The organism is Haloferax sp. DFSO60, assembly GCF_046557615.1.
In the GTDB taxonomy this organism is placed as follows: domain Archaea; phylum Halobacteriota; class Halobacteria; order Halobacteriales; family Haloferacaceae; genus Haloferax.
In genome coordinates, this window is the sequence record NZ_JBKIII010000001.1 from 1,743,898 (window position 1) to 1,755,480 (window position 11,583).

Consider the following 11,583-nt stretch of genomic DNA (forward strand, 5'->3'; position numbering starts at 1 on the left):
ACGGCTCACACGACAACAATCAGATGCGACTTCCGGAATCACAGGTCGCGGTGTTGAACACCGCGAGCGCGACAGACGAACAGACAATCGAACACATTGCGGAGGCGACAGACCTCAAACCCGAGACGGTCACGGGTGCGGTCTTCGACCTCCGCGACGAGGGCCTCGTCTCGGTCTCCGAGACGGTCGAAGAGACGGTCGAACTCACCGACGAGGGCGAGGAATACGCCGAAAGTGGCCTCCCAGAAGTGCGCCTCTTCCGCGCCGCGCTCGACGTTGGCTCGGGCGACCCCGTCCAGATGGGACAGGTCATCGGTGCGTCCTCGCTCGCCGGTCCCCAAGTAGACATCGCGCTCTCGAACTTCGCGCGCAAGGGCTACGGCCGCATCGACTCGGGTGAACTCGTCCCCGACGCAGATGCCGACCCCGACGCCGACGACGAGGCCGCCGCACTCGCAGCACTCGTCGATGGAGAGTCGGTGGACGACGAGGTACTCGACCAACTCGAATCCCGCAACCTCGTCGTTCGCCACGAATCGACCATTCGCTCGGTCCTTCTCACCGACGAAGGTGTGGACGCGCTCATGGAGGGTGTCGAAACCGCAGAGACCGTCTCGCGGCTCACTCCCGAGATGCTCACCACGGGTGAGTGGGAAGACGTCGAATTCACCGAGTACAACGTCGAAGCCGACGCACCCGACGTTCAGGGCGGCAAGAAACACATCCTCCGGCAGACGGCTGACCGCGTGAAAGACGTCCTCGTCGGCATGGGCTTCTCCGAGATGGAAGGGCCCCACGCGGACGCCGACTTCTGGATTAACGACTGTCTGTTCATGCCGCAGGACCACCCGGCACGCACTCACTGGGACCGCTTCGCCCTCGACGTGCCGCCGATGGAAGACATTCCGGAAGACCTCATCGACCGCGTTCGCTCGGCGCACCTCGACGGTGTGGGCGACGACGGCGACGGCTATCACTCGCCGTGGTCCGAAGACTTCGCCCGCGCCATCGCACTTCGGGGTCACACCACGTCGCTGTCGATGCGCTACCTCTCGGGTCACGAAATCGGCGAGTTAGAACCGCCGCAGCGGTACTTCTCGGTCGAAAAAGTTTACAGAAACGACACGCTCGACCCGACGCACCTGCTCGAATTCTACCAAATCGAGGGCTGGGTCATGGCCGAAGACCTCTCGGTGCGCGACCTGATGGGCACCTTCGAGGAGTTCTACTCGCAGTTCGGAATTACGGATATCCAGTTCAAACCGCACTACAACCCCTACACCGAACCGTCGTTCGAACTGTTCGGTCGCCACCCGGAGACGGGCGAACTCATCGAGATTGGGAACTCGGGGATGTTCCGCGAGGAAGTGCTTCGACCCCTCGGTGTCGAATGCGACGTGATGGCGTGGGGTCTCGCCCTCGAACGCCTCTTGATGCTCATGTACGGCTTCGACGACATCCGCGACGTACACGGAACGCTGTGTGACCTCGACTTGCTCCGCGAAACGGAGGTACTCCGATAATGCCCGTAGTAGACGTTCAACCCGACGAACTCCGCAAACTGACCGGCCACGAAGACAAATCCGACGACGAGTTCAAAGACGACCTGTTCGCACTCGGCCTCGAATTCGAGGGCGTGACCGACGACGGCGCGTTCCAACTCGAATTCGGCCCCGACCGACTGGACCGCTTGTCCGTAGAGGGTGTCGCTCGCTCGCTTCGCTACCAGTACGGCGACGCTCGCGGTGTGGCCGTCCCCAACACGAACGACCCCGACTGGACCATCGTCGTTGACGAGTCGGTTCCAGAAGAGCGTCCGTACGTCACGGGTGCAGTGGTTCGCGGCGTCGACCTCGACGACCCGGCGCTGGAGTCGCTCATCCAACTGCAAGAGAAACTGCACGCGACGATGGGTCGAAAGCGCGCAAAGGGCGCAATCGGCATCCACGACCTGACGATGCTGAAAGGCGACGTCCTGTCTGAAGACGCCTCTGGAAACTCGATTACCTACAAGGGCATCGAACCCGACGGCGACACGTTCGTCGCGCTCGATTCGAACGACGAGTGGACGCCTGAGGAAGTACTGGAGCAACACGCAACGGGACAGAAGTACGCCGACCTCGTGCGTGGATACGACCGCTATCCGGCCATCTACGACGAAATCGGCCTGTTCTCGTTCCCGCCGGTCATCAACGGCCGCCGGACCGAGGTGACCACGAACTCCCGCGACCTGTTCGTGGAACTCACTGGCACCGACCAGTGGACCATCGACCGCATGTGCAACATCATCTGCTATGCGCTCGCCGCCCGCGGCGCGACCATCGAATCGGTCGAAGTCGAATACGAAGGCGGCACCGTCGTCAAACCCGACCTCGAAGTCGAGACGAAGCACGTCAGCCACGACCGAATCGAGACCATCCTCGGTATCGAACTGGAGATGGACGAGGTCATCGACCTGTTCGAACGCTCCGGTCTCGACGCAAACGCCGAATTGGGAGACGTCTCCGAGTCGTCCGACGGTGAAGTCGTCTACGAAGTCTCGGTTCCCCCGTACCGCGTGGACGTCCTCTCGCCGCTCGACCTCGTGGACGACGTGGGCCGCGCCTACGGCTTCGGCGACCTCGAACCACGATACCCGAACGTCGGCACGGTCGGCGAGCGCCACGAGCGCTCTCGACTCGAAGACGCCGCCCGCACGTCGCTCGTCGGCCTCGGTTTCGAGGACCTCTTGAACTTCCACATGATTTCGGAAGAAGAGAACTACGAGCGCATGGGTATCGAACCCGGTTCAGAAGTCCTCGGCGGCGGCGAACCCGCCTCCATCACTGAACCCTACAGCGAGGACTACACCATGCTTCGGTCGTGGGTGCTTCCGTCGCTGACGATGGTTCTGGAGAACAACACCCACCGCGCCTACCCGCAGGATATCGCGGAAATTGGCCACGTCGCCCACCGCGACGATTCGGAGAACACGCGAGTCGCGGAATCTCGCCACGTCGCGGCGGCGCTCGCTCGCTACGATGCGACCTACGAAGACGCGAAGAGTCGCCTCACGGTACTCTGCCGTGACTTCGGTGTCGAACTGGAGACACCCGCAATCGAACATCCGTCGTTCATTCCGGGCCGGACGGCGGCCGTCGTCATCGACGGCGAGAACGTCGGTGTCATCGGTGAACTCCACCCGCGCGTTATCGTCGAACACGACCTCGAACTGCCCGTCGCGGCGTTCGAGTTCGAGTTGTCGGCGCTGAAGTAATCCATCCGGCATTTTTTGGTCCAGATTTTTCGGTGACGAGCGGAACGAGTCACCGAAAAAGGTGGGAGTTCGAGTTGTCGGCGCTGAAGTAAGCACACTGACTCTCTTCTGTCGTTTTCCCGACTCAGCGGCGTTATCTCGCTGAATCGCCTATCTGAGTCGATGAAAATTCTCGTCACCGGCGCGACCGGACAACAAGGTGGCGCTGTTATCGACCACCTCCTCTCGGGCGAGTTTGGCCAGCACGAAGTGTACGGACTGACGCGCGACCTCACCGACAACCGAGCGCAGGACCTCGTCTCCCGTGGCGTCCACATCGTCGAAGGCGACATGCGCGACTACGACCGCATGGTCTCGCTTTTCGAGGGTGTCGAGGGTGTCTTCTGTGTGACGACGTTCTTCGAGAACGGTCCCGATGCTGAACTCGCACAGGGGGTGACTGTGGCAGATGCCGCCGCCGACACCGGTATCGGCCACTTCGTCTATTCGTCTGTCGATGGCGCGGAACGCTCGCCGCTTCCGCACTTCCAATCGAAGTTCGCCATCGAACAGCGGATTCGAGAACGCGATCTGCCAGCGACGGTCATCCGACCGGGCTACTTCATGCAGAACTTCGCGTGGATGGCGGCCGATATCGAAGACGGAACCCTCTCGCTCCCGGTTTCTCCCGATACTGTTCTCCACCTCGTGGACTCCGACGACGTTGGCCGGGCCGCGGCCGCCGCGTTTGCCGATCCTGAGCGATTCCTCGGCGAGAGTTTCGAACTCGTGGGTGACGCCCTGACGCTCTCGGAGATTGCAGTGACGTTCTCCGAGGCACTCGGCCATCCAGTCGAATTCGTTCAGTCGCCGATTTCGGCCTATCGTGACTCTCGTGGCGACGAACTCGCCGACATGTACCAGTGGTTCGATGCGGGGGCGTACAGTACGCACCGACCCGACCTGTCTCGGTTCGGTCTCGTCCCGCGTACGCTGGCACAACACATCGACGAGAACGACGCGTGGCGACCCGCACCAGCCCCAGTCAAATAACCCTGGGTAATTTTACTAACCGAGAGATTCCTTTCATGCATGCAATATCGGCACGATAGAAACCTTTAGGCTGTGGCTCGTTGCGTTTTGTGCATGAACGATTATGAATTACTTCGAGAGACGCTGGCAGTGACCCACGGCGAGCGCGGACAGGCACCCGCACCGGGTGTTGAGGACGTCGTCGTCCCCCTCCATCTGTCTTCGACGTATTCGGTTCCCGACATCGACCCCGACGCCGACTTGGAGTTACTCGACCCCGACGCGGGCGAATATCTCTACTCGCGCCTGTCGAACCCAACGCGGAACGCTCTCGAACACCGCCTTGCGGCCCTCGAAGGCGGCGAACACGCCCTCGCGTTCGTCTCGGGCACGGCGGCAATCGTGTCTACGATAATGGCGACGGTCCAACCTGGTGACCACATCGTCGCGTTCGAAGACCTCTACGGCGGCACGAAGACGATGCTCAACCGGTTGTTCGGCGAGAAACTGGGTGTCGAAGTGTCGTTCGTCGATGCGACCGATACCGCGAACGTCGAGGAAGCGATGTGCGACGATACGGCGCTCATCTGGATGGAGACGCCGACAAACCCGCTCATGCACTTGTGTGATATCGAGGCAATCGCCGCTATCGCCGACGAGTGGGACGTTCCGTTTGGGGTGGACAACACCTTCCTCAGCCCGTACTTCCAGAATCCGCTGTCGCTCGGGGCCGACGTGGTCGTCCACAGCACGACGAAATTCTTGAACGGTCACTCGGATTCGATTGGCGGTGCCGTCGTCACCAACCGCGACGACATCATGGACGAACTCGCCTTCCTCCAGCGCGTCGGCATGGGGTCGATGCTCTCGCCGTTCGACTCGTACATGACGCTTCGCGGCATCAAGACGCTCCCGCTCCGCATGCGCCAACACGAGGAGAACGCGATGGAAATCGCCCGCTTCCTCGAATCGCACGAGGCCGTCACGCGAGTCCTCTATCCGGGCTTAGCGTCGCACCCGCAACACGAACTCGCCGCCCGCCAACAGTCTGGATTCGGCGGCGTCCTCTCGTTCGAACTCGATACCGACCTCGATGGAACCGCCGAGTTCCTCGGTCGGCTGCGCGAGTTCCCACTTGCAGTGAGTCTCGGCGGCGTCGAGAGCCTCATCGAACACCCCGCGACGATGACGCACTCGCCGCTCTCGTTGACCGAGCGTGAACGCCTCGGCATCTCTGATTCGTTCCTTCGTCTTTCGGTCGGCGTCGAACACGTCGATGACCTCCTCTCGGACCTCGAACAGGCGCTCTCAGAAATCTAACCGCAGTCGCTCTCTTTTCTCACTCCACTGTCGGTCGCTTTCTAACCGAGTTGTTTAACAGTCTACCCAGTGGTAGATACGCCAACGCAATGCCGAGCGGAGAATACGACCCTGAAACCGTCGAAGCGAACTGGCAAGAGAGGTGGGTCGATGACGACCTGTACGCCTACCCGGATGCTGCGGTAGACTCGGATACCGTCTTCTCAATCGACACGCCGCCACCGACGGTTTCCGGGAGCTTACACTGGGGCCACGTCTACGGCGCGACGCTCCAAGATTTCGTCGCTCGGTTCAACCGAATGCGCGGGAAGGACGTGTTCTTCCCCTTCGGCTACGACGACAACGGAATCGCCTCGGAACTTCTGACCGAGGACGAACTCGGAATCAAACATCAGGACTACGACCGACAGGAGTTCCAAGACCTCTGTCGAGACGTCACCTCCGAGTACGAGGCCGACTTCAACGAGAAGATGCAGAGCCTCGGCATCTCCATCGACTGGAACAACACCTACCAGACGATTTCGCCGCAGGTCCAGCGCGTCTCCCAACTCTCGTTTATCGACCTCTACGAGAAAGACCGCCAATACCGCCAGCGCGCACCGGCCATCTGGTGTCCCGAGTGTGAGACGGCTATCTCACAGGTCGAGACCGAAGACGACGAACAGCACTCGCACTTCCACGACATCGAGTTCGATGTCGCCGAGAGCGACGATTCGTTCGTCATCTCCACGACGCGACCCGAACTCCTCCCCGCGTGTGTTGCCGTCTTCGTCCACCCCGACGACGACGAGAACGAGGACCTCGTTGGACAGGAAGCCGAAGTTCCGCTCTTCGGCCAGACGGTCCCGATTCTCGAAGACGAGCGCGTGGACTTGGAGACCGGAACTGGTCTCGTCATGTGTTGTACCTTCGGCGACCAGAACGACATCGAGTGGTATCAGGCACACAACCTGCCGCTCCGTATCGCCATCGACGAATCCGGCACGATGACCGAAGAGGCGGGCGAGTACGCCGGTCTCTCGTCGGGTGAGGCACGCGAAGAAATCGTCGCCGACCTCGACGACGCGGGCGCACTGCTCGACAAGCGCGCCATCACTCACACCGTCAACGTCCACGAACGCTGTGGCACGAGCGTCGAGTTCCTCGTCAAAGACCAGTGGTACATCAAACTGCTCGACAAGCGCGAGGAGTATCTTGAGGCTGGGAAGGCGATGGAGTGGTTCCCCGACAAGATGTTCACTCGGTACAAGAACTGGATCGAGGGACTCCAGTGGGACTGGGCGATTTCCCGCCAGCGCTCTTCTGGGATTCCGTTCCCGGTCTGGTACTGTGGCGAGTGCGAACACGTCGTCGTCGCCGACAAGGAAGACTTGCCGATTGACCCGCTCTCGGACGACCCACCGGTCGATTCCTGTCCCGAGTGTGGCCACGACGAGTTCGTCGCCGAAGACGACGTCTTCGACACGTGGGCAACGTCCTCTCTCACGCCCCTCATCAACGCTGGTTGGGACTGGAACGCAGACACCGAGGAGTTCGAGATGGACAAGCCCGAACTCTTCCCGTTCGACATGCGCCCGCAGGGCCACGACATCATCTCGTTCTGGTTGTTCCACACCGTCGTCAAGTGCTACGAGCACACGGGTGAGGTGCCGTTCGACAGCGTCATGATAAACGGGATGGTCCTCGACCAGAACCGCGAGAAGATGTCCAAGTCCGTCGGCAACGTCGTCTCGCCCGACGAAGTCTTGGAGAAGTTCCCCGTCGATGCCGCTCGCTACTGGGCCGCCGGAAGCGCCGTCGGCGACGACCTCCCGTATCAGGAGAAGGGCCTCGTCGCGGGCGAGAAGTTGATGCGCAAACTCTGGAACGCCTCGAAGCTCGTCGAGAGCCTGACCGAGGATGCGCCCGAGGAGTTCGACCACGACGAGCTGAAGGCCATCGACCGATGGCTCCTCGCGACGCTCGACCGCGAAATCGACTTTGTCACCGAGAAACTCGAAAACCGCGAGTTCTCGAAGGCACGTGACCGTCTCCGGAGTTTCTTCTGGCACACGTTCTGTGACGACTACCTCGAAATCGCCAAACAGCGTCTCCGCGAGGGTGACGACCCTTCGGCGGCCTACACGCTCCAGACTGCACACAAGCGTTTCGTCGTCCTGTTCGCACCCGTTCTCTCGCATATCACCGAGGAACTGTGGCACGACATGTACGACGAGGATTCGAGCGTCCACCAACAGGCGTGGCCCGAACCACTCGGCCTCGACGCCGACTTCGAAGCAGGCGAGACGGCGATGGCTGTCGTCGGTGCCCTGCGCAAGTACAAGAGCGACGCCCAACTGCCGCTCAACACCGAACTCGACTCGGTCGAAGTCTACGGCCACATCGACGGCTTCGAAGACGACATCAGCGGCGTGATGCACGTGGCAGAACTCTCCTCGACGACCGCAGAACCACCTATCGAGTCGGTCATCGCGGGTATCGACCTCGATTACTCGGTCGTCGGCCCCGAATTCGGTGCCAAGGTGCCGGATATCGAGGCCGCACTCGCACAGGACGACTACGAACTCGACGGCGACTCGCTGCTCGTCGCGGACGTCGAACTCGGCCCCGACATGTTCTCGGTCGAAGAAGAGCGCACCTACTCCGGCGACGGTGATTTCGTGGAGACCGAGGGCGCGCTCGTCATCGTCAAGAACTGAGCAGCTCCCTGTCGGCTGATTCTTTTACCAGTCGCGTCCGTGGTAGTGGCTTTTGTCCGTTAGCCGGATATCGTCGAGTGCTAAGTGTGCGGCCTCTTCGACGGCGTCATCTTCGGCTTTCAGCGCACGGTTGAGTTCGCACTCGATGTGCTGGCGTTCCGCGTCGTCGGGGTACGTCGTCATTCCGATTCGACCCAGTGCGGTAGCCGCTTCACATCGGACTGCTGTACTGTCGTCGTAGTGGAGGGCGCTGACGAGGTCATCTCGGCTGCTCGTTGCTGTGTTCTTCCCGAAGTAGCGTGCTGCCGCTCGTCGCTCTTCTTCTGTTCCATCTCGTAGTCTCGTCACGAACCGGTCGTACCGCTCCTTGGAGGAGTCCCAGCCTTCGAAGTCGAGGAGGTGAATCGCCCCTCGCGTGATTTGAATCCACGAGCCGACGTTGAGTTGTTCGTCCGCTTCGCTGGGTGCGAACAGGACCGTTCCTGCCCCAACGTCGAGGACGCCTTTCCTGCCACCCTCGCCGACGTTCAACTCGGTCACCTCACCTCGAAACACGGGACGATTCTCGTCGTCGACGATGACTCGCCGTTCCTGTTTTGGAGACTCTGTAATCACTGCACAGAAGACGAACAACTCGCAGGTCTGTTCCGTTCCGACGACTTCCCAGCTAACGAGTTTGCTCGGGTCGTAGACGTTGAACTTCGGCACGCCTTCGACTTCGAAGACAGCATCCTGCGTGTACACCGTGCCGCGGTACACTGCGGAGGGATGTGATGCGACGATTCGACCAGGTAGTGACGCTCGCACGAGAAAACTGACAGCGGGCGTCGATATAATGCTTCGTCAGCGGTCAACGCCGACAGCCTCGTCTATCGAGTCGAAGCCGTCGCGTTCGAGGAGGTCGAGGAGTCCCTCGTTGATGTCGCGCGCGATGCTCGGGCCTTCGTAGATGAGACCAGTGTAGAGTTGGACCATCGACGCGCCCGCGCGAATCTTCTCGTAGGCTCCTTCTGCGTCAGAGACGCCGCCGACGCCGATGATTGGCACGTCGGTTCGGTCGGCGATGAAATGAATCATCTCGGTCGCCTCGGCTTCGATTGGCTTGCCCGAGAGGCCTCCTTTCTCCGCCTGATTCGGATTCTGGAGCGAGTCTGGGCGCGACGTGGTGGTGTTACTGGCGATGATGCCGTCTAAGGAGAGTTCGTCCACGACGGCGAGGGCATCTTCGACTGCTGGTTCGGGAAGGTCTGGGGAGAGCTTGACTAAGAGCGGGTCCGCGCCCGCATCGACGAGTTCGCCGAGAATGCCTTCCAGTGAGTCGCGGTTCTGGAGTTCACGGAAGCCCTGACTGTTGGGACAGGAGACGTTGACGACGACGTAGTCTGCGCCGTCTGTGACCTGTTCGTAGGTGTAGCGATAGTCTTCCGGGGCGTCTTCTGTCGGTGTGACCTCGGAAAGCGCGAGGTTGACACCGACAGGGATGTCGGGATGTGGACCGCCGCTGAGTCGCTTGCCGATGACGTCCGCACCCTCGTTGTTGAGTCCCATCCGGTTGATGAGCGCGCCGTCTTCGGGGAGACGGAACATCCGCGGGCGCGGGTTTCCGGGTTGTGGGTGCGCGGTGACACCGCCGACTTCGACGTGGCCGAACCCGAGCGCCGAGAGCATCGTCGGGAGTTCCGCGTTCTTGTCGAATCCTGCGGCGACACCGACGGGGTTCGGAAAGTCGAGGCCGAACTCGCTCGTCGAGAGTCGTGGGTCGTCCACGCGGTACCGCTGTTCGAGCGCGGATTCGATTGGTGTCCCGCGAGCGAGTTGCAACAGGCTGTGAATCGACTGGTGCGCCGTTTCGGGCGCGAGTGAGAAGAGGAGCGGTTTTGCGAGATGGTATGGGTTCATATCGTAGTCTGTGTCGCGGTTGGCTCCGTCTGAGTGAGCCCGCGAAATCCCGACTTAGAAGTCGTGTTCGACTTGGTCAGGGTCTGCTTTTTGGATGATGATCTTTCCGTCACGGACTCGAACGAATACTTCGTCACCGATCTCCATTCCCGCGACGGCGAGTTCGTCTTCGTGAAGGTTCACGTGTACGTTGTGGTACTCGCCGTTCTCATCTTTGGCGCCACTCGGACTGAGCTTCTTTTTCCGGACCATCTGGGGGTCTATCCGTTGGTTCGCCGCAGCGAATACATAAGTGTTGTCTCCGTCGCCCAACTTACCACGACAGTCATGCACGATTATGTGTTGTTCACTTGGATGGTCATTGTCGGGTGAGTGCCTTCGGTCGCACAGTCCCACATTCGGAAGGAGTATATAAGCATGGCCCCGTCGTCGGTCGAAATTCGGCGATATATTTATGATGTGCCATGTGGTTCATTGCCATAGAGGTGGAAAATCATGGTACGCGAGGACGGTAAACGGAACTTCGTACTCCGAGAGGAGAACGGTAATGAATCGAGCGTTTTCTCAGGAAGTATGCCACGACAGGCAGCACTCAAAGCAGCACGGCGGCTTGACCCCGCTGGCTCTGAGGAAGATGCGAAATCGGATCCAACAGAGATTCGGCTTCGTGAGAAAGGCACAGACAAAGTTCACATCTTCAACGCGTGGGCGTGGACGAGCAACGCCCCCGGTGACAAACCGGAGTGGATGGAAGGAGAAATCACGAAGGGCAACGTCTCCAAGCAGGGGATTGAACACCTCGACGAATAATCGGTCGTAGCACGTTATTTCTTACACGCGTACGCGTACGGACAGCGCATAGTCGATAGCCATTTGAGTACGGGCACGACAGTTTCCGCTGCGCGACCAACACCCGGTCAGACCTGACGTAACATGCGAGGGATGACCGACCGGCCTCCAGTCGCGCGATACTCATTCACTCGTGAGCGACTGCCACGCTTTTCGCACCTTCTCCACGCCATGAAACCGCATGACGAAGAGCCATCGGTTCGACGGCCTTTTATGTAACCCCGGCATTGGTAGTAATGTGAAGAAGCGCCCCAGGGGACGACCCCCAGGGGGCTTCAATTCGAGCGCTGACACACTCAGGGTGTCCGGGCAAATCACGGGATGACACACCTTCCCGAACTGCCCTCCAAACGACGCCCTTAAGTGTAACAGGGCGTTTCGAATGAATGCACAAGACAACAACGCGATTTCGAGGCGCTTCAACGCGTCTCGATTCACGGACCGAATCCGAACCAGGTTCGATGGGTTTATACCCACGAATCACTTCGACTCAGGTCCGAAGGAAATGAGGATTTCGCCCCTGCGGTACGCCGTAAGACGATATCTGAT

9 protein-coding genes are annotated in these 11,583 nt (G+C 60.3%); 6 read left to right on the plus strand and 3 right to left on the minus strand.

The window, feature by feature from the left end:
* Positions 1-23 precede the first annotated feature (23 nt).
* The 5 genes from ACK509_RS09355 (at position 24) to ACK509_RS09375 (ending at position 8,286) form a co-directional block, all read left to right on the plus strand.
* A complete protein-coding gene (locus tag ACK509_RS09355) occupies positions 24-1,523 on the plus strand; it encodes a phenylalanine--tRNA ligase subunit alpha (protein WP_410766217.1) in 1,500 nt (499 codons plus the stop codon).
* Positions 1,523-3,256, plus strand: a complete 1,734-nt coding sequence (gene pheT, locus ACK509_RS09360) for a phenylalanine--tRNA ligase subunit beta (RefSeq protein WP_410766218.1) — start codon at positions 1,523-1,525, stop codon at positions 3,254-3,256. The genes ACK509_RS09355 and pheT overlap by 1 nt, the downstream gene beginning before the upstream one ends.
* 162 nt (positions 3,257-3,418) lie before the next feature.
* Positions 3,419-4,288, plus strand: coding sequence for an NmrA/HSCARG family protein (locus tag ACK509_RS09365; RefSeq protein ID WP_410766219.1), 870 nt, complete (start codon positions 3,419-3,421; stop codon positions 4,286-4,288).
* Positions 4,289-4,381: 93 nt separating this feature from the next.
* Positions 4,382-5,587, plus strand: coding sequence for a trans-sulfuration enzyme family protein (locus ACK509_RS09370; RefSeq protein WP_410766220.1), 1,206 nt, complete (start codon positions 4,382-4,384; stop codon positions 5,585-5,587).
* Between the two features lie 89 nt (positions 5,588-5,676).
* Complete coding sequence (locus ACK509_RS09375) at positions 5,677-8,286, plus strand: valine--tRNA ligase (RefSeq protein WP_410766221.1); 2,610 nt, start codon at positions 5,677-5,679, stop codon at positions 8,284-8,286.
* A 24-nt stretch (positions 8,287-8,310) separates the two neighbouring features.
* On the opposite strand, the gene ACK509_RS09380 is transcribed toward ACK509_RS09375, so the two are convergent.
* From ACK509_RS09380 to ACK509_RS09390, 3 genes are read right to left on the minus strand one after another with little or no spacing between them, the layout of a single operon-like run.
* Entirely contained in the window at positions 8,311-9,093 is a 783-nt protein-coding gene (locus tag ACK509_RS09380; RefSeq protein ID WP_410766222.1) for a HEAT repeat domain-containing protein, read from the minus strand.
* A gap of 36 nt (positions 9,094-9,129) precedes the next feature.
* Positions 9,130-10,185 (minus strand): quinone-dependent dihydroorotate dehydrogenase, encoded by a 1,056-nt coding sequence (locus tag ACK509_RS09385; RefSeq protein ID WP_410766223.1) that lies wholly within the window; start codon positions 10,183-10,185, stop codon positions 9,130-9,132.
* A 54-nt stretch (positions 10,186-10,239) separates the two neighbouring features.
* Positions 10,240-10,437, minus strand: a complete 198-nt coding sequence (locus tag ACK509_RS09390) for a hypothetical protein (RefSeq protein WP_004044784.1) — start codon at positions 10,435-10,437, stop codon at positions 10,240-10,242.
* Positions 10,438-10,680: 243 nt separating this feature from the next.
* Between ACK509_RS09390 and ACK509_RS09395 the strand changes: the two genes are divergently transcribed.
* A complete protein-coding gene (locus tag ACK509_RS09395; RefSeq protein ID WP_410766224.1) occupies positions 10,681-10,995 on the plus strand; it encodes a non-histone chromosomal MC1 family protein in 315 nt (104 codons plus the stop codon).
* Positions 10,996-11,583: the final 588 nt, after the last annotated feature.